This window comes from Pseudarthrobacter oxydans, assembly GCF_030812335.1.
Lineage (GTDB): Bacteria > Actinomycetota > Actinomycetes > Actinomycetales > Micrococcaceae > Arthrobacter > Arthrobacter oxydans_B.
In genome coordinates, this window is record NZ_JAUSSN010000002.1 from 425439 (window position 1) to 447852 (window position 22414).

The following is a 22414-nucleotide window of genomic DNA, read 5'->3' on the forward strand; positions in this document are numbered from 1 at the left end:
CAGGAAGAAAGAGATAGGCGCTACGACGGAGCTCAATGAGTGTCTGTTGGCGGGATTGCCGCTGAAACGCTGTTTTCACTGATGGATTTCGCAGCACTGCGCCGAGGCGCACTGATGCAAGCCACTTTAGTGTCCTGTGACACGTCCAAGTAGCACAGTTCACAGCGATTCCACAGATTGTTGAGAACTTGTTACCAAGCGGTAGGCGCAGAAAGCCCCGCACCGGGCGGTTCCGGTGCGGGGCGTTCTGCGGGCGGCCGGCGGAGCGGCCGGAAGGAGCCGGCGGGAGGAGCCGTCGGGTGGAGCGGCCGGCCTAGAGGCGGACCAGCATCTTGCCGGTGTTGGCGCCGTCCAGCAGGTCCATAAAGGCCTGCGGCGCGTTCTCCAGTCCATCCACGATGGTCTCGTCGTAGCGCACGGTGCCGTCCGCGAGCCAGCCGGACATGGTCTCGACGAACTCGGGCATGTGCTGCCAGTAGCCGCTGACCAGGAAGCCCTTGAGGGTCAGCTGCTTGCCGATGGCCTGCATGAGGTTGCGCGGGGCCGGCGTCGGCTCGGTGGAGTTGTACTGCGAGATCGCCCCGCACATCGCCACGCGGCCGCCGACTGTGAGGGCCGACAGCGCCGCTTCAAGGTGTTCCCCGCCGACGTTGTCGAAATACACATCGATGCCGCGGTCCCCGGCGGCCGCGGCGAGCTGCCCGGCGACGGGGCCGTCGTGGTAGTCGAACGCCGCGTCGAAGCCGAGCTCCAGCAGCCGGGCCACCTTCTCCGGGGATCCAGCGCTGCCGATGACGCGGGATGCGCCCAGGGCCTTGGCGATCTGCCCCACCAGGGAGCCGACGGCACCCGCGGCGCCGGAGACGAAGACGACTTCCCCGGCCTTGAAGCCGGCCACCTTGAGCAGTCCTGCGTAGGCCGTCAAGCCCGTCATGCCCAGCGCGCCGAGGAACGCCGGCGCGGGGGCCAGATCGGTGCGGGCCGGGGTGGTGGCCCCGGCGTCGAGCACGGCATGTTCACGCCAGCCCAGTGAGTGGACGACGGCGTCGCCCACCTGGCGGTCAGCGGACCGGGACGCGATGACCTCGCCGACGGCGCCGCCGTCGAGCGCTGCGTCCAGGGAAAACGGCGCGGAGTAGGACTTGACGTCGTTCATCCGGCCGCGCATGTAGGGGTCCACGGACATAAAGAGGTTGCGGACCAGGATCTGGCCGTCCTGGAGTACGGGCAGCTCCGTCCCGGCCAGGCGGAAGTTTTCGGGCAGCGGGCGCCCGTGCGGCCGGGATGCCAGCTGGATCTCCCGGGTGGCGGTGGGCAGGGTGGTGGTGTCGGTGCGGGTGCTCATGCGGCGACCTCCATGATGGTGATGTCGACAGTGATGTTGCCACGGGTGGCATTGGAATAGGGGCAGACTTCGTGCGCCTTGGCCACGAGGGCCTCGGCCGTTTCCCGGTCCACGGCCGGCAGGGCGATTTCGAGTTCCGCGGCGATGCCGTAGCCGGATCCGTCGCCGAGGGCGCCCAGGTGGATCCTGGCCGCGACGGCGGAATCCGTCAGGTCGGCCTTCTGCTGGCGTCCGACGAGGCGCAGGGCGGAATGGAAGCACGCCGCGTAGCCGGCGGCGAAGAGCTGTTCCGGGTTGGTGCCCTCGCCGCTACCGCCGAGTTCCACCGGGCTGGCCAGGGCCACGCTGAGCTTGCCGTCCTTGGTGACGGCGGTGCCGTCGCGGCCTTCGCCCGAAGCCAGGGCCTCGGCTGTGTAGAGAGTCTTCATGGGAGATCCAATCTGTTGCGTTGCAGGGAAGTCAGTGGAAGTAAGGGAGTCAGCGGGAGCCGTGCAGTGCGGCGGTGAGCCGGGTCAGGGTCTCGCGGAGCTGGTCGAGTTCGGCAGGCGAGAGCCCGGCGGCGTCGGCGAGACGTTGCGGGATGCCGGTGGCCCGCGCGCTGAGCGCGGTGCCGGCGTCCGTCAGGTGGACCTCAACCCGGCGCTCGTCCGCGGCGGACCGGCGCCGCTCCACGAGGCCCAGGGACTCGAGCCGCTTCAGCAGCGGGGAGAGTGTGCCGGAGTCGAGGCCCAGCTCCTCCCCCAGTTCGCGGACACTGCGCGGTTCGTCCTCCCAGAGCACCAGCATGACGAGGTACTGCGGGTAGGTCAGGCCGAGCTCGTCGAGCATCGGCCGGTACGCCGCCGTGGCGGCCCGGGAGGCCGAGTACATGGCGAAGCACAGCTGCCGGTTCAGGCGGGGGGCGTTGTCGCGGGGCGCATCGGTCATAGAAATACGATAGTACACAATTAAATTGTGCACAACTTATATGGATACGCCGATGCCACCGAGCTCAGACTTCGCGCCCATGACGCGCCCAGCGACGGGCGCGAACTCTCACCTCGGCGCGTAGCGGGGGCGCCGGCGGAGGACAAGGCGGCGGGGGCCCGGCGGCATTGCCAGCGCCGGAGATGCACGGTTCACCGCGGCCAAGCGGTTTCCAACGCCGACGTCAGACTTCGCGCCCATGACGCGCCCGGCGACGGGCGCGAACTCTCACCTCGGGGACGGCCAAGCGGTTTCAAACGCCGAAGTCAGACTTCGCGCCCATGACGCGCCCGGCGACGGGCGCGAACTCTCACTTCGGCGCGCAGGAGGGGCGCCGGGCGGCGGAAAGGGCGGCGGCGGGGTCGGCGGGAGCGGGCCGGGGGGCGGCTAGAGGTCGCGGAGGGTGCGCAGTGCTGCGGCGGTGAGGACCTTGATGCCGAGGCCCAGGGCGCGTTCGTCCAGGATGTAGTCGCCGCGGTGCAGGTCGTATTCCTCGCCGCCGGGGGTCTTGGTGCCCAGACGCATCATGGCGCCGGGGAGGTCCGCGAGGAACCAGGCGAAATCCTCGCCGCCCATGGACTGCGGAGTCAGGACCACGGCGCCCTCACCGATCTCGGCGCGGGCCGCGGCTTCGATCAGGGCCGTCTCGTGCTCGGAGTTCACCACGGGAGGCACGCCGCGGGTGTGCTCCAGGTGGACGTCGACGCCGTACGGTGCGGCGATCTGCTGGATGACCTCGTCGAGGATCTCGCCGGCGTTGTGCCAGGCGTCGCGGTCCAGGCAGCGCATGGTGCCCGCCATGTAGCCGCTGGCCGGGATCGCGTTGGGGGCGGACCCGGCGGAGATGTGGCCCCAGACGACGGACACGCCGCTGCGGACATCAACGCGGCGGGACAGCACGGCCGGGACGTTGACCGCGATCTGCGCCAGGGCGAAGACGAGTTCCTCGGTCAGGTGCGGGCGTGAGGTGTGGCCGCCGCGGCCGGTCAGTTCGATCTTGATCGTGTCCGAGGCGGAAGTGATGGCGCCAATCCGGGTGCCGATCTTGCCCACCTCGATCCGGGGGTCACAGTGCAGGGCGAAGATCCGCGGGACACCGTCGAGGACGCCCTGCTCGATGCAGCTCTGGGCGCCGCCGGGCATGGTTTCCTCGGCAGGCTGGAAGATGATCCGGACGGTACCGCGCAGCGGGGACTCCTGGTGCATCCGATGCAGGACCAGGGCCGCGCCCAGCATGGTGGCGGTGTGGACATCGTGGCCGCAGGCGTGCGTGACGCCGTGGTGCTTCGAGGCGAACGGCAGACCCGTCTCCTCGATGATCGGGAGGGCATCGATGTCCCCGCGCAGGGCGGTGGCGATCGGACCGTCGCCGATGTCCACCGTCAGGCCGGTGCCTTCGAGGCGCCGCGGCTTGAGCCCGGCGTCCTCCAGTCGCTTGGCCAGCTTGTCCGTGGTGCGGAACTCCTTGAAGGACAGCTCCGGGTGCGCATGCAGGTCCCGGCGGAACGCGATCAGCTCCGGCAGCAGGGGCTCGAGCCACGGCCCCACCAATGTGGTGGGCTCAGCTTCAGTAGAGTAGTTACGCACGGAATAACTCTAGCGAGCGCACATAAAATAGCGGCATCGCGTACGGCGCGTTACGGATAGGCGAACATTTTCCTTCCGCCCCGGTAGGGGCGGAAGGCCCTGGAGAGCGGCGCAAACGAGAGCGCGGCACGCTAGAGAACGTCGGTGTCGCCGCTGGCTTTGAGGGCGTCGACGGCCTGCTTCACGCGCTGCGAATGTTCCTTGTGCATCACGAGCAGCGCGTCCGGGGTGTCCACCACAACGACGTCCTTGATCCCGATCAGCGCGATGACGCGTTTGGTATCGGAGACCACCACGCCGCTCGCGTCCTCGGTGAAGACGCGGGCGCCCTCACCGATCACCGTGACGTCCTTGACTTCCTTGGCGCTGTTGAGCCGGCCCACCGAGGCGAAGTCCCCGACGTCGTCCCACCGGAACGTCCCGGGAACGACGGCGACGTCGCCGGCGGCGGCGGCCGGTTCGGCCACCGCGTAGTCAATGGCGATCTTGGGCAGGGTGGGCCAGACGCGGGCCTGGACCTCGTCACGCTGCGGGGTGTCCCAGGCCTTCGCGATTTCCTGCACGCCGGCGAAAAGCTCGGGCTGGTTGGCTTCGAGGTGCTTGAGCATCAGCGAGACGGGAGCCACGAACATTCCGGCGTTCCAGACATATTCGCCGCTGTCGACGTACTCCTGGGCGACCTCTTCGCTGGGCTTCTCCACGAACTCGACGACGGCCTGGGCGCTGGAGGCGCCGGCGACGCCAAGGTTCTTCCCGGCCCGGATGTAACCGAAACCGGTGGAAGGGTGGGTGGGCTTGATGCCGATCGTGACGATCTTTCCGGCCGCCGCCGCGTGGATGGCCTCCCTCACGGCGTCATGGAACAGCTCGTCCGGGCTGATCACCTGGTCCGCCGCGAAGGAACCCATGATGGTGTCCGGGTCGCGCTCGTGCAGGATGGCCGCGGCCAGGCCGATGGCGGCGCCGGAGTCCTTGGGCTCGCTCTCCAGCACCAGGTCGGCGTCGTCGATCTCCGGCAGCTGGCGGCAGACCGCGTCACGGTGGGCCTTGCCGGTCACCACGAGCATGTGCTTGCCGGCGAGCGGTTCCAGCCGGTCGTACGTGGATCTCAGCAGGGTACTGCCCGAACCCGTGAGGTCGTGCAGGAACTTGGGGGCTGCTGCCCGCGACAGAGGCCAGAGGCGGGTCCCCACACCGCCTGCCGGAATCACGGCAATAAACCGGCCCAGGGCCGAGTCGTTGAGTGAGTCCTGGCTTGTCGCTTTGTCTGTATTCATCACGGCTACTTTAGCCGAACGTACCGCGCGAGTCCCCGACCAAGGCCGGACATGGCAGTGACGCGTCGTCCCGGGGTGCGGTCACGACCCAACAGCGGCACTCCCCGGCCGGGCAGGAAATGTGGCGTTCGTCTCAAAAGTGGACGAAAACCCCGCCGGGCGCCGTCACCAACGGGTGGCTGAATTGAATAAGCTGTTAGCGAAGCCTAGATTTAGGCTTGAGCTTACGAGTGCTCTCGCAGCAGGCGTTCCCCCCGCGTGGATCCCATGCCAGCGCCGCTGTGTTGCAGGGAGGTTTATTCAGTGCCGACAAAACCAGCTGGCACCTTGTACCGCGGCCGTGAAGGCATGTGGTCCTGGGTTGGACATCGCATTACCGGTGTAGTGATCTTTTTCTTCTTGTTGGTCCACGTTCTGGACACCTCATTGGTGCGCGTGTCCCCGGAGGCCTACACCGCCGTGATCGGTGCCTACAAGAACCCCCTGATGGCCCTGGGTGAAACGGGCCTTGTCGCAGCGATCGTGTTCCACGCCTTCAACGGCCTGCGGATCATCGCCGTCGACTTCTGGAAGAAGGGCGCGAAGTACCAGCGCCAGATGCTGTGGGCGGTGCTCATTCTCTGGGCAGTCGTCATGGTGGGCTTCTCCATCCGCCACCTTTCCCTCGCCCTTGGAGGTCACTAGCCATGAGTGCAACTCAGATTGAGAGCCCGCGCAGCCCCAAGGCCGCTGCCAAGATCGGCAGCAACCGGATTGCGCCGCAGTACCGCCGCAACGGCAGCTCCAAGGGGAACTTCGAAATGCTCGCATGGCTCTTCATGCGACTCTCGGGCGTTGTACTCGTTGTCCTGATCTTCGGGCACCTGACCGTCAACCTGCTGGTGGGCGAAGGCATCCACGCGATCGACTTCGGTTTTGTGGCCGGCAAGTGGGCCGATCCGTTCTGGCAGATCTGGGACCTGGCCATGCTGTGGCTCGCCATGCTGCACGGCACCAACGGTGTGCGCACCATCATTAACGACTACGCCGAAAAGGACGCCACGCGTCTGTGGCTGAAGGTCGTGCTGTACGCGGCCACCACCGCCATCATCATCCTGGGCACCCTGGTCATCTTCACCTTTGACCCGTGCCCCGTGGTCAACGGTGTCCAGCTGCCCGGCGGGTTCTGCCCGGCGCCGTAGCGGCGCAGCCCCGGCAGCACCCGATCCCTTGCCTACCCGGTGCGGGCAAGGGATTTCCACGAGGTTTCACCGTCCTGGCTCCGCCGGCCGGTGTTGTTAGCGAATTTTGAGAGAAAGAGCGTCTGGTATGCAGGTCCATAAGTACGACGTCGTCATCGTCGGTGCCGGTGGCGCCGGGATGCGCGCGGCGATCGAATCAGGTCAGCGCGCCCGAACAGCAGTACTGACCAAGCTGTACCCCACCCGCTCCCACACCGGCGCGGCGCAGGGCGGCATGTGTGCGGCCCTGGCCAACGTCGAGGAAGACAACTGGGAGTGGCACACCTTCGACACCATCAAGGGCGGCGACTACCTGGTTGACCAGGACGCCGCCGAAGTTATGGCGAAGGAAGCGATTGACGCCGTCCTGGACCTGGAAAAGATGGGCCTGCCGTTCAACCGCACGCCCGAGGGCCGGATTGACCAGCGCCGTTTCGGCGGCCACACCCGCGACCACGGCAAGGCCCCGGTCCGCCGTGCCTGCTACGCCGCCGACCGCACCGGCCACATGATCCTGCAGACGCTCTACCAAAACTGCGTCAAGCACAACGTCGAGTTCTACAACGAGTACTACGTCCTTGACCTGCTCACGGTCGAGGAAGACGCTGTCCGCGAGGACGGCACGCCGTACAAGCAGAAGCGCGTGGCCGGCGTCGTGTCCTACGACCTTGCCTCCGGCGAGCTGCATGTCTTCCAGGCCAAGTCCGTGGTGTTCGCCACCGGCGGCGCGGGCAAGGTCTTCAAGACCACGTCCAACGCCCACACCCTCACCGGCGACGGCATGGGCATCGCGTTCCGGCGCGGCATCCCGCTGGAGGACATGGAGTTCTACCAGTTCCACCCGACAGGCCTCGCCGGCCTGGGCATCCTCCTCTCCGAGGCCGCCCGCGGCGAAGGCGCGATCCTGCGAAACTCCGAGGGTGAGCGCTTCATGGAGCGCTACGCCCCGACCATCAAGGACCTCGCCCCCCGCGACATCGTGGCCCGTTCCATGGCCAACGAGGTCCGTGAGGGCCGCGGCTGCGGCCCGAACAAGGACTACGTCCTCCTGGACCTGACACACCTTGAGCCCGCGCACATCGACGCCAAACTGCCGGACATCACCGAGTTCGCCCGCACCTACCTCGGGGTCGAGCCGTACACGGAGCCGGTACCGGTTTTCCCGACGGCGCACTACGCCATGGGCGGCATCCCCACCAACATCACCGCCGAGGTCCTCCAGGACAACGACACGGTCGTCCCGGGCCTCTACGCCGCCGGTGAGGTTGCCTGCGTCTCCGTGCACGGTTCCAACCGGCTGGGCACCAACTCGCTGCTGGACATCAACGTCTTCGGCAAGCGCGCCGGCATTGCCGCCGCGGAGTACGCCAAGACCGCCGAGTTCGTCGAGCTCCCGGTCGATCCAGAGGCCTACACGCTGGACCTGTTGGACCACGTCCGCACCTCCGACGGCACCGAGAAGGTCGCTGCGATCCGCAAGGAACTGCAGGACACCATGGACGCCAACATGCAGGTGTTCCGCACCGCCGAGACGCTGAACCAGGTCCTGAAGGACATTGCGTCCTTCGAGGAGCGGTACCAGCGCATCAGCGTCCAGGACAAGGGCAAGCGCTTCAACCTGGACCTCCTGGAGGCCGTGGAGCTGGGCTTCCTGCTGGAGCTCGCCAAGGTCATGACCGTGGCGGCCCTGCACCGCGAGGAATCCCGCGGCGGCCACTTCCGCGAGGACTTCCCCGAGCGCGACGACGACAAATTCATGAAGCACTCCATGGCGTACAAGGATGACCAGGCCCCCGCGGATGGTTCCGCGGAGGCGATAGCGGGCATCCGGCTTGCCACCAAACCGGTGGTCTTTACGCGCTACGAGCCGATGGTGAGGAAGTACTAAGATGACCGCTGAACTTGCTGAGCCAGCCTCCAAGATCGAACTGCCCGCCCACATCGGTGGCGGCGGGGACATCCCGTCCTTCGACGTCCACCTGCGCGTGCGCCGGTACAACCCGGAGGTCTCCGACGAGTCCACCTGGGATGACTTCCACGTGACCATGTACGGCACGGACCGTGTCCTCGATGCCCTGCACAAGGTCAAGTGGGAAATCGACGGCAGCGTCTCCTTCCGCCGTTCCTGTGCGCACGGTGTCTGCGGTTCCGATGCCATGCGCATCAACGGCCGCAACCGCCTCGCCTGCAAGACCCTGCTGAAGGACCTGGACACGTCCAAGCCCATCACGGTCGAGCCGATCAAGGGCCTCCCCGTGGAGAAGGACCTGATCGTGGACATGGAGCCGTTCTTCCAGTCCTTCCGCGAGGTCATGCCGTTCCTGATCAACCGCGGCCACGAGCCCACCAAGGAACGCCTGCAGTCCGCCGAGGACCGCGAACGCTTCGACGACACCACCAAGTGCATCCTGTGCGCCGCGTGCACCTCGTCCTGCCCGGTGTTCTGGACCGACGGGCAGTACTTCGGCCCGGCGGCTATCGTCAACGCGCACCGCTTCATCTTCGATTCCCGTGATGATGCCGGCGACATGCGCCTGGAGATCCTCAACGACAAGGAAGGTGTGTGGCGCTGCCGCACCACCTTCAACTGCACCGAGGCATGCCCCCGCGGCATCCAGGTCACGCAGGCAATCGCTGAGGTCAAGCAGGCCATCCTGTCCCGCAAGATCTAGCGGCTGGCTCGCCAGCACCAACAGAGCCAGACCAACAGAGCTAGAACTAAGAGAATCACGACGACGGCGCCTCTCACCTCTCGGGTGGGGGCGCCGTCGTCGTACCGCTGAACGAAAGGTCCCCGTGTCCCGCTCCGAAAAAGTCTCCTTCCAGGGTTCCACCGGCGAACTCCTCTCCGGCATCGTCGACGTCCCCGAGGGGCCGGTGAAGGGCTGGGGCGTGTTCTCGCACGGCTTCACGCTGGGCAAGGACAGCCCCTCGGCGTCGCGGATGTGCAAGGCGCTGGCGGACAACGGGGTGGGCATGCTCCGCTTCGACAACCTGGGCCTCGGCGAATCCGCCGGACTCTGGTCGGAGGGCTCCTTCAGCCACAAGGTCGCGGACACCGTGAAGGCCGCAGAGTTCATGCGCGACTCCGGCCGGCCGGTCTCGCTGCTCGTGGGCCACTCCTTTGGCGGAGCCGCCGTCCTGGCGGCCGCGCAGGAGATCCCGGAGCTCGACGCCGTCGCCACCGTGGGTGCGCCGTTTTCGCCCAAGCATGTGGCCCACGTCTTTGACGCGGCCCTGGACCGGATCCTCAGCGAGGGCAGCGCCGAGGTGGACCTGGGCGGCAAACGGGTGGAGATCCGCCGGCACTTCGTGGAGGACCTGGAGAACGCTGACCTGACCGACTGCATCCGCCGGCTGGGGAAGCCGCTGCTGGTGCTGCACTCCCCCACCGACAACACGGTCGGCATCGAGAATGCCAGCACCATCTTCCAGACGGCCCGGCATCCGCGCAGCTTCGTGTCGCTGGAGGGCAGCGACCACCTGTTGACGGCCAAGGGCCAGGCGGCCCGCGCCGCGAAGATTATTTCAGCCTGGGCCGACCAGTACCTCGACGCCACCGTGTAGCCGCGGTGGCACGGGGGCTCTCCCCAGGCTCCACGGGGGTCTTGCCGGGCTGGACGCGGCGGGCGCCCCACCCGGTCTTTTTGCCGGCCGGCGCCAGCCGGAGGTCCTGCTCCCGGACCGCCACCCACGCGGCGCAGACGACGTAGACCTGGCTGACCAGGTTGAACCAGATCAGCAGGCCGATGATGATCGCGAAGGGCGCCAGGATGGGGTTCCGTCCGGCACTGGCCAGCAGCTGGGTGCTGAAGATCTGCAGCACGGTGGTGCCCACCGCGGCGAGGACGGTTCCTTCCAGCAGGGACCGGCGGGCCACCTTCAGCCCCGCGGCGACCCGGAACATGATCAGGGCGGTGCCCCAGCCGAGCAGCAGCGGCACGAGGATCGTCACCGAGGTCGTCAGGGGCCCGGCCAGCAGCGGATCGAGGTTCAGCTGGGCGGTGACCCAGTCCGCGGCCGTGCCGAACACCAGCGAGACCGCGGCGCTGGTCACGAGCGCAACGCCGAGCAGGACCAGGGTGCCGGCGTCGCGCAGGATCTGCAGGACCGGGTTCATCCCCCGCGGGCCCAGCTGCATCATGCCCCGCACGCCGTCCCGGATGCCGCTGATCCAGCCCAGGGCCGTGAAGACCGTAATGACGCCGGCGATCACCGCTGCCCAGCCCAGGCTGGCGGGGTTCAGCAGCTCATAGGGGTCAACCAGTCCCTCGCTGCCGTCGACCTGCAGGAGGCCGGGCGCGGTCATGTTGACGCTCCTGATGATCTGGTCCAGCAGCGCGGGCTGTCCGCTCAGGAAGAGACCGGCCAGGGAGAACCCGGTAGCCAAGAGGCCCGTGACGGAGAAGAACATCCTGAACCCGATGCCGGCACTCATCAGCGGGCCGTGCTGGAGGTTGTAGTGCTGGAAGGCGCGGAGCGGACGGACGGTATTGAGCCGGGCCAGCAGCCACGGCACCATCGCCATCAGCGACGCCATGCCCCCGCCGCCGGAGCGTCGAACCTTGCTCCAGTCGACCCGCTTCCGGATGACCTCGAGTTTCAGCCCGGCCAGATCGGTGGGAAGGGGCGGCTCAGCGGGCGCCCGCGACACCGTCCTCGCCTCGGTCGTTGTCAGATTCGGTCCCAAAGTCAAGCTCTTCCCGTAACTGCCAGATGCCGTTGTCATCGTGCTCGTAGAGTCCCATGCTAGCCACCGGGAACGTGGCCCTGTAATCCTTGAGCGCCGTCTCGGCCTCATCGAGGCTCTCGGGGGCGACGTCGTGGGCGACGGTAACATGCGGGTGGTACGCAAACGGCAGGTCCCGCTCCAGCGGTCCCGTCTGCAGCTGCTCGTGCAGGCTGACGCAGTCCCCGAAGCCGTCCTCAACGTTGAGGAAGACCACGGGAGAGACCGGCCGGAAGGATCCGGTCCCGGCGATAGTCACGTTGAAGGGCTCCTGCTTGCTGGCAACGTCACGCACATGGTTGCGCGTGGCCTCCCAGTCCTGGGTCATGGTGGTGGTCACCAGCGTGATGTGGGCGGGGATGACGCCCGCCATGGGGTCACCGAAGGACGCCCGCCAGCGCTGGAGCTCCTCGGCGATCTCCGTCGGGAACCCCAGGATCACGCCGATGCTGATGCCTTCGCTGCGCTGCCCGTCGCCCCCGGCATCCTGGTTCTCTTGAGCCGTGCTGCTGCTGCCGGCTCGCGCCGTGCTGCGGGCCGGCGCGTTGGCGGTGACTTTGCTGACGGAGGACATTGCGCTAGCGGACTCCCTGGGTTCCGGCGTAGGGCAGGAACCCCACCTTGGCGTAGACGTCGCGCAGGGTGACCGAGGCGATCTCGCGGGCCTTGTCGGCGCCAAGCGCCAGCAGCCGGTCAAGCTCCGCGGGATCGGCGAGGAGCTCGTTGGCACGGTCCCGGATGGGGGTCAGCCGCTCCGCCACGACCTCGGCGAGATCGACCTTGAGGTGGCCGTACATCTTGCCCTGGTAGGCGGCGACGAGGGACTCCACGCTCTGCCCGGTGATCGCCGAGTAGATGGTCAGGAGGTTGGAAACCCCGGGCTTGGCCTCGCGGTCGAAGCGGATCTCCGTCTCCGCGTCCGTTACCGCGGATTTGATCCGCTTGGCGATGACCTTGGGGTCGTCCAGGAGGTTGATCAGCCCCGCCGGTGATTCCGCCGATTTGGACATCTTGGCGGTGGGGTGCTGCAGATCATAGATCTTCGCCGATTCCTTCTGGATAAAAGGCGCCGGAACGTTGAAGGTCTCGCCGAAGCGGGAGTTGAAGCGCTGGGCCAGGTCGCGGCTGAGCTCCACGTGCTGCCGCTGGTCCTCGCCCACCGGCACACCGTGCGGCTGGTAGAGGAGGATGTCCGCGGCCTGCAGGACCGGGTAGGTGAACAGGCCGACGCTGGCCTGGTCCGAGCCGTGCCGTGAGGCCTTGTCCTTGAACTGGGTCATCCGGGAGGCCTCGCCGAAGCCGGTGATGCAGTTCAGCACCCAGGCGAGCTGGGCGTGCTCAGGCACCTGGGACTGGACGAAGAGGGTGCACTTGTCCACGTCCACACCGCCGGCAATGTACTGCGCGGCCGTGACCCGGGTGCGGTGGGCCAGTTCGGCCGGATCCTGCGGAACCGTGATCGCGTGCAGATCCGGGATGAAGAAGATGGCGTCAAACTCATCCTGCATCCGGACCCAGTTCACCAGGGCGCCGAGGTAGTTGCCCAGGTGCAGGGAATCCGCCGAGGGCTGCATGCCCGAGAGGATGCGCTGCCGGACCCCCAGAGGGACGGCAGAGGCGGAGCCAGCGGCGGCGGCTGTGGCGACGTCGGCGGCTGTGCCGGCTTCGGCGTCAGCGTCGTTGACCGGGGTCACAGTGGAAGGAGAAGTCATTCGTGGGAGCCTTAAGACTAGAGCCGGTAGTCCACTACCAGCGGGGCGTGGTCGGAGAAGCGTGTGTCCCAGGACGGCGCCCGGTCAACAACGGCTGACACTGCCGCAGCAGCGAGAGCGGGCGTGGCCATGTGGTAATCAATGCGCCAGCCGGTGTCGTTGTCGAAGGCCTGTCCCCGCTGCGACCACCAGGTGTAGGGGCCGTCGACGTTACCCGCCAGGCCCCGGTGCACATCCTTCCAGCCGATATCCTCGCCAAAGAAACGGTCGAAGTAGGCCCGCTCCTCCGGCAGGAAGCCGGCACGTTTGACGTTGCCCTTCCAGTTCTTGATGTCCAGTTCCGTGTGGCCGACATTGAGGTCGCCCACCACGAGGGCGTGGTCGCTGTGCTTGGCCAGCTCGGGAAGCCGGTCGACCATCACGTCGAGGAAGCGGAACTTGTCGTCCTGCTTCGGGGTGCCCGCCTCGCCGGAGTGCACATAGGCGCTGGCGACGGTCAGCTGCGAGGCCTCCCCGGCCGCGTTGCGGACGATGTAGTCGGCCTCGACCCAGCGGCCGGCGGTCGCGAAGTAGTCGTCCCCGATGCCCGACCGGGTCTGCAGGGGTTCGGTCCGGGAGGCAATGGCGACGCCGGCCCGGCCCTTGGCTTCCGCTTCCGCGTGCAGGATGTACCAGCCCTCGCCGAGCAGCTCGCGGACGATCGCGTCAGGCGCGCGGACCTCCTGCAGGCAGAGGATGTCGACTTCGCGGGGCTCCAGCCATTCCGCCATGCCGTTCCGGTAGGCGGCACGAAGGCCATTGACGTTGACTGATGCGATGCGAAGGTTGTCCTTCTTCAATGCCGAACTCACCCGATCCACTCTAGTCGACAATGGTTCCGGCGACAGGTTCGTCGGTGCCGCCGGAGGACTTGATCATGTCCCGCGCGTTGGTGGCGGTGATCTCGATGGTCTCGAGCGCCCGGCGGATCGTTTCCTGGTCCGAGGCTGCGCCCTTCGCCCGTTCCTGCTCGACGACGCGGACCTGCACCTGGACAATTTTGAACGAGTGGTCGAGTTTCATGTCCCGGACCTCATCGGCTTCGCGGCGGACCTGCACGAGGCGCGTGCCGCCGTGGTCGACACTGTCCGACGACGGCGCCCGGCCGGCGGCCGCGTTGAAGGCGTTCTGCGCTTCGGTGAGCCTGGCGCCGGCCTTCCGGGCCGCCTTCTGGATGCTGAAGACCACGAAGGAGGCCAGGGCGAGCCAGAAGCCGGCGATGATCGCCACGATCCAGCCGACGACGTCGTTCTGGTTCGCGGCGAAGATGACCGCGACGACGAAGGCGATGATAAACACCATCATCCCGGGTCCGCTGATGCGGAACATGGAGAACTTGCCTGCGGCGGTGGTGTTCGCGGACGGCTTGGAAGACGCGGGGTTGCCCAGAGATTGCATGAGCCTATTATCGCAAACCCTCGCATCGGCCCGGGCCGCTTCCACCCGGGGCGAACGCGGGGCGCCCGAACCGGCGTCGGACCCGGGCCTTATTTGAGGAACAGCCGGCGCAGCCGGCCGGTGGTGAGCAGCACGCCGAAGGCGATCATCACGAGGTAATAGCCGACGTGCACCGCCGTCGCCGGGGTGAAGATGCCCACGCTGATCTGGCGGAGCAATTCCACGCCGTGCCACAGCGGCATGGCCTGGATGAGCCACTGAATGTACTGCGGGTAGACGCTGAGCGGGTAGAAGGTGGCGCTGAACAGGAACATCGGCAGCATAAAGAAGTTGATCCAGTCCATCTGCTGGAACGTCTTCATGAAGCTGGTGATGCCCATGCCGAAACTCGCGAAGCCGAACGCGATCAGCACCGCGGCCGGGATCATCAGGATCGCCCACGGCGTCGTGATCAGCCCCATCAGACCCATCACCGCGGTGAACCCCGTGGCGTACATCAGGCCCCGCAGCAGGGCCAGGAAGATCTCCCCCATCGCGACGTCGAGCGGGCCCAGGGACGTGTAGAGCATGCCCTGGTACAGCTTGGCGAAGTTCATCTTGAAGAACACGTTCCAGGTCGAGTCGTAGACCGCGCCGTTCATCGCGGACACGGCCAGCAGCGCCGGGGCGATGTAGGCGGCGTAGGAGATCTCCCCGCCGCCGGGGCCCTGCACGGTGCCGACGATCGCGCCGAGCCCGACCCCCATCGAGATCAGGTACAGCACGGGCTCGAAGAAGCCGGAGAGCATGACCATCCAGTTGCTGCTTTTGGTGGCCATCAACCCGCGGGCGACGACGGCGCGGACGTTGCGGGAATACAGCGGCCCGAACTTCCGGTTCCGGGCGGCCTCGGTCGCGCTGTGGCTGGTGGTGAGGGCGCTCATCCGCCCATCCTTTTGATGAACTGGCGCTTGGTCAGGACCCAGCCCGCCACGGTGAGCGCCAGCAGGAAGACGAGGTGCAGGATGGTCAGCAGCGGGGGCTCCTCATAGCCGTAGCTGAAGACCCGGCCCAGCTCGGTGCCGTGCCAGATCGGTGAGATCCACCCGATCCAGCGCACGGCGAGAGGCAGGGTGTCCAGCGGGAAGAAGGTGCCGGAAAACAGGAACAGCGGCATCACAATGAAGCGCATCACCATGGCGAACTGGCCCTTGTCCTCCTTGATCGAGGCGGCGTAGGCCATCAGCGGCAGCCCGAAGGACAGCCCGGAGAGGGTGGCGACCAGGATCGAGACCCAGCCCCAGCCGCTGGGCGCCGCCCCGAACAGCGCCACCACCGCGAAGTAGATGGCGGACTGCACTAGGAAGCGCACGGTCACGGCGATGATCTGGCCGAGCGCGATCTGCTCCGGCGTCAGCGGCGAGGCGTGCGGTCCGAAGTAGATCCGGCGCCACTTGAAACCGTCCATCACCGGGAAGGTGAACTCGTTTGCCGCCGTCATGACGGCGGCCGAGATCAGCAGCGCCGGCGCGATGAAGGTCAGGTAGCTGACGCCGCCGAAGCCGGCCTCGCTGTTGGTGTCGACCAGCGTCGCCAGTCCCACGCCCATGGCGAAGAGGTACGCGACGGGCTGCCCGACGCCGTACATCACGATGGTCCAGCCGTAGCTCTTCATCACCCGCAGGACGTGTTCGGCGAAGTAGAGGGACCCCCAGCGCCGGGCCCGGGCGGCCGAGACCTCCGGCGAGTGGGCGCGCAGGGCGGCAGGGGCGGTGCCGCCCGGGGCCGCGCCGGCCGCCGGTCCGGTCGCGGCCGGCTGTTCGGGCAGCCCGGCTTTCCTAGTCAACGAGGCTCCGTCCGGTCAGGCGCAGGAAGACGTCCTCGAGCGAGGACCGGCGCACCAGCGATGTCACCGGGTGCAGTCCGCGGGCGGAGACCTCCTCGAGGGCGGCCTCGCCGTCGTGGGCGTAGATCAGGACGCGGTCCGGCAGGGTTTCCAGCCGTTCGCCGATGCCTTCGAGTTCGGTGCCGACGGTGGCGTTGCGTTCCGAGCCGAAGCGCAGCTCGAGGACCTCGCGGGTGGAGTACTCGCGGATCAGGCTGGCGGGCGAGCCCTCGGCCATGATCCTGCCCTTGTCCACCACGATCAGGCGGTCGCAGAGCTGCTCGGCCTCGTCCATGTAGTGGGTGGTGAGGATCAGCGTGACGCCCTGTTCCTTGAGCCGGAACAGCCGGTCCCAGAGGATATGCCGGGCCTGCGGGTCCAGCCCGGTGGTGGGCTCGTCCAGGAGCAGGATCCGGGGTTCGTTGATGAGGGAGCGGGCGATCGTGAGGCGGCGCTTCATGCCGCCGGAGAGCGCGTCGACCTTGGATTTGGCCTTGTCCGTGAGCTGCGCGAACTCCAGCAGCTCGTCGGCCTTGGGCCGGAGGTAGCTCATGGGCAGCCCGAAGTAGCGCCCGTAGACCAGGAGGTTGTCCCGGACCTTGAGTTCCTCGTCCAGGTTGTCCTGCTGCGGGACGACGCCCAGGTGCGCGCGGACTTCCGGCCCGTTCTGGTCCGGGTCCAGGCCCATGATGCTCAGGCTCCCGGAGGTCCGCTGGGACACGCCGCCGATCATCTTCATGGTGGTGGACTTGCCGGCGCCGTTGGGGCCCAGCAGGCCAAAGGCCTCACCGGCGGGCACGGAGAAGGAGATGCCGTCGACGGCGACGACGTCGCCGTAGCGCTTCGTCAGGTTTTCGGCGGTGATCACATACTGCGGCGGGCCGGATTCGGCGGGGCTGCTCACTGAGGCGTCCTTTTGGGAGGCTTCCTTGGCTGGGGATTCTTCTTTGGAGACTAGTTCAGGCACCCGAATCACGGTAGTGGATCCCGCCGAACTATGAAAGAGTCTTTTCGCAAAAAATCCAGACGTTGGCCATTCCGTGATGTCCGGGGCGTTAAACGGCCCGGGGCGCCACCTCCGGGTGGGAGGGGGCGCCCCGGGACAGGCGGCTCAGGCGGATCAGGCGGCGCCGGAGTGGTCCGCCTCGGCCAGGTGGCGTTCCGCGGTTTCCACCACGTTGGCCAGCAGCATGGCGCGGGTCATGGGGCCCACTCCCCCGGGGTTCGGGGACAGCCAGGCGGCGACGTCGGCAGCGGCGGGGTCCACGTCTCCGGTGACCACCGCCTTGCCCGAGCCGTCGTCGACGCGGCTGACGCCGACGTCGAGCACGATGGCGCCGGGCTTGAGGTCGCCGGCCTTGATCATGTGCGGCTGGCCGGCCGCGGCAATCACGACGTCGGCCTGCCGGAGCTCGGCGGGCAGGTCGACCGTGCCGGTGTGCGCCAGGATGACCGTGGCGTTGACGTCCTTGCGGGTGAGCAGCAGCCCCACCGGGCGGCCGATGGTGACCCCGCGGCCCACCACCAGCACGCGCTTGCCGCTGAGGCTGATGCCGTGCCGGGTGAGCAGCTCCACGCAGCCCTTGGGGGTGCAAGGCAGCGGGGACTTCATCGGGCCGCTGACGTTCGCCACGAGCCGGCCCAGGTTCATCGGGTGCAGGCCGTCGGCGTCCTTGTCGGGGTCCATGGCCTCCAGGATGACGTCCTGGTCGATGTGCTTGGGCAGCGGGAGCTGGACGATGTAGCCGGTGCATTCCGGGTTCTCGTTGAGCTCCCGGACCACGGCCAGCAGTTCCTCCTGGCTGGTCTCCTCCGGCAGGTCGCGGCGGATGGAGGTGATGCCCACCTCGGCGCAGTCCTTGTGCTTGCCCCCGACGTACCAGGTGCTGCCCGGGTCGGAGCCGACCAGGATGGTGCCCAGGCCCGGGACGATCCCGCGGGTCTTGAGCGCGGCCACGCGTTCGGTCAGCTCGGCCTTGATCGTGGCGGCGGTGGCCTTGCCGTCGAGGATCCGGGCGGTTTCAGCCGTGTGTGCAGTCTCAGCAGAAGTCATGGCCTACCACTGCTCGTGCTGCGGGTACAGCGGGAAGTCGGCGGCGAGCTTGTCCACGCGGGACTGGAGCGCCTCGATGTTGGTGGCGGCACCGGCCTTCAGGGCGGTCGCGATGATCTCGGCGACCTCGGTGAACTCCTCGGCACCGAAGCCGCGGGTGGCCAGGGCCGGGGTGCCGATGCGCAGTCCGGAGGTGACCATCGGCGGGCGCGGGTCGAACGGCACGGCGTTGCGGTTGACCGTGATGCCGACCGAGTGCAGGAGGTCTTCGGCCTGCTGGCCGTCGAGCTGTGAGTCGCGCAGGTCCACCAGGACCAGGTGCACGTCGGTGCCGCCGGTCAGGACGGACACGCCGGCGTCGGACAGGTCGGACTGGTTCAGGCGGTCGGCGATGATCCGGGCGCCCTCGAGGACGCGCTCCTGGCGCTCCTTGAATTCCTCCGTGCCGGCGATCTTGAACGCGACGGCCTTGGCGGCGATCACGTGCATCAGCGGGCCGCCCTGCTGGCCCGGGAAGACGTTGGAGTTGATCTTCTTGGCCCACTCTTTCTTGGCCAGGATCACGCCGGAGCGGGGACCGGCGAGGGTCTTGTGCACGGTTGAGGTGACGACGTCGGAGTACGGCACCGGGCTCGGGTGCAGGCCGGCGGCGACGAGGCCGGCGAAGTGCGCCATGTCGGTCCAGAGCAGGGCGCCGACCTCGTCGGCGATCGAGCGGAAGGCCTCGAAGTCGAGGTGGCGCGGGTAGGCGGACCAACCGGCGATGATCACCTTCGGCTTCTCGGCGATGGCCTGCGCGCGGAGCTTGTCCATGTCGATGCGGAAGTTGTCCTGCTCGACCTGGTACGCGGCGACGTCGTAGAGCTTGCCGGAGAAGTTGAGCTTCATGCCGTGGGTCAGGTGGCCGCCGTGGGCCAGGGACAGGCCCAGGATCTTGTCACCCGGGGTGATCATCGCGGAGAGCGCCGCGGCGTTGGCCTGGGCGCCGGAGTGCGGCTGGACGTTGGCGTATTCGGCGCCGAAGAGCTCCTTGACCCGGTCGATCGCCAGCTGCTCGGCGATGTCAACGTACTCGCAGCCGCCGTAGTAGCGGCGGCCGGGGTAACCCTCGGCGTACTTGTTGGTCAGGACCGAGCCCTGGGCTTCCATCACGGCGCGCGGGGCGAAGTTTTCGGAGGCGATCATTTCCAGGGTGCCGCGCTGGCGGCCCAGCTCCTGGGCAAGGACCGCGGCGATTTCGGGGTCAAGGTCGGCCAGTGGCTGGTTGCTCACGGCGGCTGAGGAAAGGCTAAGAGAGGTGGTCACGGGGGAACTCCTGGCTAGGCAACGGGCACTGCTTAAGGTCAGGTTACCGGCTGGCCCGCGGCGGCGCCCCTAGATTACGGTCCCGGGAACCGGGGACGTGACAAGGGGCCGGCACCCGCAGTGGGGCGCCGATGCGGGCCGGCAGCGGTGTGCTGCCAACCGGAAAAACATGACCCTCGGCCCAGGCGTACGATCCGTGGTCTTCGTGAGTGCCGCTCCCTGGTGGTTAGCCACCCAACGCCAGTTGCGACCGTTCCAGACTACCGCAGTCCGGCGGCCCGGACCGAGCAGCGGGTTGACCGCGGGTAGGCTTGTCTTCCGTGACTGACGACCAGCTGACTGCCTCCTATATCCTGACCCTCTCCTGCCCGGACAGCCCCGGAATCGTGCACGCCGTGGCTGGCGCCCTGCTCGTCGCGGGCTGCAATATTACGGACTCGCAGCAGTACGGCAGCCAGAGCACGGGCACGTTCTTTATGCGCGTCGAGGCCACGACGGCGTCCTCCCAGCTGGAGCTTCAGGCCTCCCTGGAGCCCGTGGCCCAGGCCTTCGGGATGCAGTGGAGCCTCAACCCGGCCGGACGGAAGGTCCGCACCCTGCTGATGGCCAGCACGTCAGCGCACTGCCTCAATGACCTGCTGTTCCTGCAGCGCTCCGGCACCCTGCCCATCGAGATCCCGGCCATCGTCTCCAACCACAGGGACCTGGCCGGCCTGGCGGAGTTCTATGGCATCCCCTTCCACCACATCCCGGTCACCCCGGACACCAAGGTCCAGGCCGAGGATCAGCTGCGGGCGCTGATGGCCGAGCATGACATCGAGCTCACGGTCCTCGCCCGCTACATGCAGATCATCTCCGACGAACTGTGCCAGCAGCTGACCGGCAAGGCCATCAACATCCACCACTCCTTCCTGCCGTCCTTCAAGGGCGCCAAGCCCTACCACCAGGCGCACGCCCGGGGCGTGAAGCTCATCGGCGCCACCGCGCACTACGTGACGGCTGCCCTGGACGAGGGGCCGATCATCGAACAGGAAGTCATCCGGGTGGACCACCGGCGCACGGCCGAGCAGTTCGTCCAGATGGGCCGCGACGTGGAGGGCCGCACGCTGGCCCAGGCCGTACAGTGGCATGCCGAGCACCGGGTCCTGCTGGACGGGAACCGGACGGTTGTTTTCAACTGAGACCGGTTGTTTTTAGCTGACGGCGGTCATTGAATAGGGGTATGGCACTTTCCCCGGAAGACCCGCTGACCGAGTTCGTGGCCCTGCTCAAGGCTGAGGACCGCCGGGGTGTGCTGGGCCTGGACTGCGGCCAGGGCTCCGACGGGCTGCGCTTTGTCCAGTCCGGCATCCACTTCACCGGCGTCGACCCGTCCGAGGAGAACATCCATTCGGCGCGGGCCCGGGGCCTGGAAGCCTCGGTCGCTCCGGCCGGCTCGCTGCCCTTCCCCGACTCGGTCTTCCCCTCTGTGTGGGCGGTGGACGCCCTCGCGGGACTGCCCCCGGAGGAATGGGACGACGTCGTCCGGGAACTGGAGCGCGTGGCCGCACCCGGGGCGCCGATCGCCGTCGTCCTCCCCGAAGGCCGCCATCCCGAACCGGACGTCAGCGAACAGGGCCCAGGCTTCACCGTGCTCCGCTCCCCCGCCCCGCCCGCCTAAAAACACCCGTTGAGCTATCACTTTTGGTCGTTCCCAGCGCTCAGAGTGACCATATGTGATAGGTCAACGGGGTCAGGGGCGGCGCACGCTGCGCATGTACCCGCCCAGGAAACCCCCGGCGATCAGCAGGACGCCGCCCAGCCGGGCCAGCCGCACGCCCAGGTCGTGCCGGCCGCGGGAACGTGCGGCCCATGAGGCCAGGAAAATCAGCGTCGCCGTGCCGTTCGCCGCGGCATGGACGACGCCGACACGTCGGGTGGCACGGTCCGCCCGGGCCCATTCGGCCCAGCCGGTGATTCCGGTGGGGCCGGCCGCGACGACGCCGAGGGCCACCAGCCGCGCGGCCGCCCGGCGGGTCCCCTCGTCGGGGAAGAGGTCCAGGAAGATCGCCATGAACCAGGCCCCGAACGGCACATCGGTGGCGACCGCATGCGGGATGCTGCCGGTGGCGTCACCCCGGAAGAAGCTGCGCAGCCGGGGGTTGGCCACCAGTCGGCCCGCGAGCGGCTCCGCCGCCCGGACGGCCGGGTCGAGGCGGTCCCACTCCTCCAGCCGCCGCATCAGTCGTCGGAACTTCCCGCTTTCCGTCATCACGGACCACCTCCCGGACAGGGCCTTTGATGGCCCCGATCCTACGCCCGTTCAACCCCCGTTGACCTATCACTTGTGGTGGTTCTCAGCCCTGAGAACCACCACAAGTGATAGCGCAACGGGGAGGGGGTGTGTCCTAGGCTGGAGGCATGGCTCCCATTTACGCTTTCGCCGGGGACACCCCGGCCGTCCACGAATCCTCCTTCATCGCACCGAGCGCCTCGGTGATCGGCAGGGCAACGCTCGCCGAGAACTCAAGCGCCTTCTACGGCGTCTCCGTCCGGGCCGACACCGCCGCGATCAGCGTGGGCGCCGGCAGCAACCTGCAGGACAACGTGGTGCTGCACGCCGACCCGGGCTTCCCCTGCACGGTCGGCGCCCGGGTCAGCGTCGGGCACAGCGCCGTCGTGCACGGCTGCACGGTCGAGGACGACTGCCTGATCGGCATGAGCGCCACCATCCTCAACGGCGCCGTGATCGGCGCCGGCTCGCTTGTGGCCGCCGGCGCCGTCGTGCTGGAAGGCACCGTGGTTCCGCCCCGTTCGCTGGTCGCCGGCGTGCCGGCCAAGGTCCGCCGCGAACTGACCGACGAGGAGTTCGCGGGCGTCAAGCAGAACGCGGCGCACTACCAGGAGCTCGCCCGGGCGCACCGCGAACTGCACGGCTGA

The 22414-nt window shown here is 67.7% G+C and carries 24 protein-coding genes and 1 riboswitch; of the genes, 8 read left to right on the forward strand and 16 right to left on the reverse strand.

Annotated elements, in window-relative coordinates:
* Positions 1–313 precede the first annotated feature (313 nt).
* From J2W14_RS05010 to J2W14_RS05030, 5 genes are all read right to left on the reverse strand, one after another.
* Positions 314–1345, reverse strand: a complete 1032-nt coding sequence (locus J2W14_RS05010; protein WP_307459218.1) for an NADP-dependent oxidoreductase — start codon at positions 1343–1345, stop codon at positions 314–316.
* The gene (locus J2W14_RS05015; RefSeq protein WP_307459221.1) at positions 1342–1773 is read right to left on the reverse strand and encodes an organic hydroperoxide resistance protein; all 432 of its coding nucleotides are present in this window, start codon (positions 1771–1773) and stop codon (positions 1342–1344) included. Before J2W14_RS05015 ends, J2W14_RS05010 begins: the two co-directional genes overlap by 4 nt.
* A 49-nt stretch (positions 1774–1822) precedes the next feature.
* Positions 1823–2272, reverse strand: coding sequence for a MarR family winged helix-turn-helix transcriptional regulator (locus tag J2W14_RS05020; RefSeq protein ID WP_307459223.1), 450 nt, complete (start codon positions 2270–2272; stop codon positions 1823–1825).
* 426 nt (positions 2273–2698) lie between these two features.
* Positions 2699–3898 carry an amidohydrolase gene (locus J2W14_RS05025; protein WP_307459225.1) on the reverse strand — a complete coding sequence of 400 codons (1200 nt, stop codon included), beginning with the start codon at positions 3896–3898 and terminating at the stop codon, positions 2699–2701.
* Positions 3899–4029: 131 nt separating this feature from the next.
* Positions 4030–5175, reverse strand: coding sequence for a mannose-1-phosphate guanylyltransferase (locus J2W14_RS05030; protein WP_307459228.1), 1146 nt, complete (start codon positions 5173–5175; stop codon positions 4030–4032).
* Positions 5176–5478: 303 nt separating this feature from the next.
* On the opposite strand from J2W14_RS05030, the gene sdhC reads away from it, so the two are divergent.
* The 5 genes from sdhC (at position 5479) to J2W14_RS05055 (ending at position 9962) form a co-directional block, all read left to right on the forward strand.
* Complete coding sequence (gene sdhC, locus J2W14_RS05035; RefSeq protein ID WP_144674233.1) at positions 5479–5859, forward strand: succinate dehydrogenase, cytochrome b556 subunit; 381 nt, start codon at positions 5479–5481, stop codon at positions 5857–5859.
* A 2-nt stretch (positions 5860–5861) separates the two neighbouring features.
* Entirely contained in the window at positions 5862–6356 is a 495-nt protein-coding gene (locus tag J2W14_RS05040; RefSeq protein WP_307459232.1) for a succinate dehydrogenase hydrophobic membrane anchor subunit, read from the forward strand.
* Between the two features lie 127 nt (positions 6357–6483).
* Positions 6484–8283 (forward strand): succinate dehydrogenase flavoprotein subunit, encoded by a 1800-nt coding sequence (gene sdhA / locus J2W14_RS05045; protein WP_307459235.1) that lies wholly within the window; start codon positions 6484–6486, stop codon positions 8281–8283.
* A gap of 1 nt (position 8284) precedes the next feature.
* Complete coding sequence (locus J2W14_RS05050; protein ID WP_226774031.1) at positions 8285–9067, forward strand: succinate dehydrogenase iron-sulfur subunit; 783 nt, start codon at positions 8285–8287, stop codon at positions 9065–9067.
* Between the two features lie 124 nt (positions 9068–9191).
* Positions 9192–9962: an alpha/beta hydrolase family protein gene (locus J2W14_RS05055; RefSeq protein ID WP_307459239.1), complete on the forward strand. Its 771-nt coding sequence runs from the start codon at positions 9192–9194 to the stop codon at positions 9960–9962.
* Here J2W14_RS05055 and J2W14_RS05060 read toward each other — a convergent pair.
* From J2W14_RS05060 to glyA, 10 genes are all read right to left on the reverse strand, one after another.
* A complete protein-coding gene (locus tag J2W14_RS05060; protein WP_307459435.1) occupies positions 9919–10923 on the reverse strand; it encodes a YihY/virulence factor BrkB family protein in 1005 nt (334 codons plus the stop codon). The genes J2W14_RS05055 and J2W14_RS05060 overlap by 44 nt on opposite strands.
* A gap of 106 nt (positions 10924–11029) precedes the next feature.
* Positions 11030–11698, reverse strand: coding sequence for a 2'-5' RNA ligase family protein (locus tag J2W14_RS05065; RefSeq protein ID WP_307459243.1), 669 nt, complete (start codon positions 11696–11698; stop codon positions 11030–11032).
* 4 nt (positions 11699–11702) lie between these two features.
* The gene (trpS, locus tag J2W14_RS05070; RefSeq protein ID WP_307459246.1) at positions 11703–12836 is read right to left on the reverse strand and encodes a tryptophan--tRNA ligase; all 1134 of its coding nucleotides are present in this window, start codon (positions 12834–12836) and stop codon (positions 11703–11705) included.
* A gap of 17 nt (positions 12837–12853) precedes the next feature.
* Positions 12854–13687, reverse strand: a complete 834-nt coding sequence (locus J2W14_RS05075) for an exodeoxyribonuclease III (RefSeq protein WP_307459248.1) — start codon at positions 13685–13687, stop codon at positions 12854–12856.
* A gap of 10 nt (positions 13688–13697) precedes the next feature.
* On the reverse strand, positions 13698–14273 hold the full coding sequence (locus J2W14_RS05080; RefSeq protein ID WP_307459251.1) for a hypothetical protein: 576 nt from the start codon (positions 14271–14273) through the stop codon (positions 13698–13700).
* Positions 14274–14362: 89 nt separating this feature from the next.
* Entirely contained in the window at positions 14363–15196 is an 834-nt protein-coding gene (locus J2W14_RS05085) for an ABC transporter permease (RefSeq protein ID WP_307459254.1), read from the reverse strand.
* Positions 15193–16011 carry an ABC transporter permease gene (locus tag J2W14_RS05090; RefSeq protein ID WP_307459438.1) on the reverse strand — a complete coding sequence of 273 codons (819 nt, stop codon included), beginning with the start codon at positions 16009–16011 and terminating at the stop codon, positions 15193–15195. Before J2W14_RS05090 ends, J2W14_RS05085 begins: the two co-directional genes overlap by 4 nt.
* 79 nt (positions 16012–16090) lie before the next feature.
* The gene (locus tag J2W14_RS05095; protein WP_307459257.1) at positions 16091–17041 is read right to left on the reverse strand and encodes an ABC transporter ATP-binding protein; all 951 of its coding nucleotides are present in this window, start codon (positions 17039–17041) and stop codon (positions 16091–16093) included.
* 216 nt (positions 17042–17257) lie between these two features.
* Positions 17258–18190, reverse strand: coding sequence for a bifunctional methylenetetrahydrofolate dehydrogenase/methenyltetrahydrofolate cyclohydrolase (locus tag J2W14_RS05100; protein WP_307459261.1), 933 nt, complete (start codon positions 18188–18190; stop codon positions 17258–17260).
* A gap of 3 nt (positions 18191–18193) precedes the next feature.
* A complete protein-coding gene (gene glyA / locus J2W14_RS05105) occupies positions 18194–19495 on the reverse strand; it encodes a serine hydroxymethyltransferase (protein ID WP_307459265.1) in 1302 nt (433 codons plus the stop codon).
* A gap of 172 nt (positions 19496–19667) precedes the next feature.
* Positions 19668–19753: riboswitch (ZMP/ZTP riboswitch) on the reverse strand.
* A gap of 62 nt (positions 19754–19815) precedes the next feature.
* Here glyA and purU point away from each other — a divergent pair.
* Positions 19816–20676 (forward strand): formyltetrahydrofolate deformylase, encoded by an 861-nt coding sequence (gene purU, locus J2W14_RS05110; RefSeq protein ID WP_307459267.1) that lies wholly within the window; start codon positions 19816–19818, stop codon positions 20674–20676.
* A 41-nt stretch (positions 20677–20717) separates the two neighbouring features.
* On the forward strand, positions 20718–21155 hold the full coding sequence (locus J2W14_RS05115) for a class I SAM-dependent methyltransferase (RefSeq protein WP_307459270.1): 438 nt from the start codon (positions 20718–20720) through the stop codon (positions 21153–21155).
* A gap of 72 nt (positions 21156–21227) precedes the next feature.
* Here J2W14_RS05115 and J2W14_RS05120 read toward each other — a convergent pair whose 3' ends face one another.
* Positions 21228–21746 carry a hypothetical protein gene (locus J2W14_RS05120; RefSeq protein ID WP_307459273.1) on the reverse strand — a complete coding sequence of 173 codons (519 nt, stop codon included), beginning with the start codon at positions 21744–21746 and terminating at the stop codon, positions 21228–21230.
* Positions 21747–21895: 149 nt separating this feature from the next.
* On the opposite strand from J2W14_RS05120, the gene J2W14_RS05125 reads away from it, so the two are divergent.
* Positions 21896–22414 carry a gamma carbonic anhydrase family protein gene (locus J2W14_RS05125; RefSeq protein WP_307459275.1) on the forward strand — a complete coding sequence of 173 codons (519 nt, stop codon included), beginning with the start codon at positions 21896–21898 and terminating at the stop codon, positions 22412–22414.

What these genes read in the sequence shown, in the direction of transcription:
- J2W14_RS05040 (WP_307459232.1), top strand. Translation starts at nt 5,862, where the DNA reads ATGAGTGCAACTCAGATTGAGAGCCCGCGCAGCCCCAAGGCCGCTGCC.
- J2W14_RS05085 (WP_307459254.1), bottom strand. Translation starts at nt 15,196, where the DNA reads ATGAGCGCCCTCACCACCAGCCACAGCGCGACCGAGGCCGCCCGGAAC.
- J2W14_RS05015 (WP_307459221.1), bottom strand. Translation starts at nt 1,773, where the DNA reads ATGAAGACTCTCTACACAGCCGAGGCCCTGGCTTCGGGCGAAGGCCGC.
- J2W14_RS05080 (WP_307459251.1), bottom strand. Translation starts at nt 14,273, where the DNA reads ATGCAATCTCTGGGCAACCCCGCGTCTTCCAAGCCGTCCGCGAACACC.
- J2W14_RS05010 (WP_307459218.1), bottom strand. Translation starts at nt 1,345, where the DNA reads ATGAGCACCCGCACCGACACCACCACCCTGCCCACCGCCACCCGGGAG.
- trpS (WP_307459246.1), bottom strand. Translation starts at nt 12,836, where the DNA reads ATGACTTCTCCTTCCACTGTGACCCCGGTCAACGACGCTGACGCCGAA.
- J2W14_RS05020 (WP_307459223.1), bottom strand. Translation starts at nt 2,272, where the DNA reads ATGACCGATGCGCCCCGCGACAACGCCCCCCGCCTGAACCGGCAGCTG.
- J2W14_RS05030 (WP_307459228.1), bottom strand. Translation starts at nt 5,175, where the DNA reads ATGAATACAGACAAAGCGACAAGCCAGGACTCACTCAACGACTCGGCC.
- J2W14_RS05125 (WP_307459275.1), top strand. Translation starts at nt 21,896, where the DNA reads ATGGCTCCCATTTACGCTTTCGCCGGGGACACCCCGGCCGTCCACGAA.
- J2W14_RS05120 (WP_307459273.1), bottom strand. Translation starts at nt 21,746, where the DNA reads ATGACGGAAAGCGGGAAGTTCCGACGACTGATGCGGCGGCTGGAGGAG.
- J2W14_RS05115 (WP_307459270.1), top strand. Translation starts at nt 20,718, where the DNA reads ATGGCACTTTCCCCGGAAGACCCGCTGACCGAGTTCGTGGCCCTGCTC.
- J2W14_RS05060 (WP_307459435.1), bottom strand. Translation starts at nt 10,923, where the DNA reads ATGGCGATGGTGCCGTGGCTGCTGGCCCGGCTCAATACCGTCCGTCCG.
- J2W14_RS05065 (WP_307459243.1), bottom strand. Translation starts at nt 11,698, where the DNA reads ATGTCCTCCGTCAGCAAAGTCACCGCCAACGCGCCGGCCCGCAGCACG.
- sdhA (WP_307459235.1), top strand. Translation starts at nt 6,484, where the DNA reads ATGCAGGTCCATAAGTACGACGTCGTCATCGTCGGTGCCGGTGGCGCC.
- J2W14_RS05100 (WP_307459261.1), bottom strand. Translation starts at nt 18,190, where the DNA reads ATGACTTCTGCTGAGACTGCACACACGGCTGAAACCGCCCGGATCCTC.
- J2W14_RS05050 (WP_226774031.1), top strand. Translation starts at nt 8,285, where the DNA reads ATGACCGCTGAACTTGCTGAGCCAGCCTCCAAGATCGAACTGCCCGCC.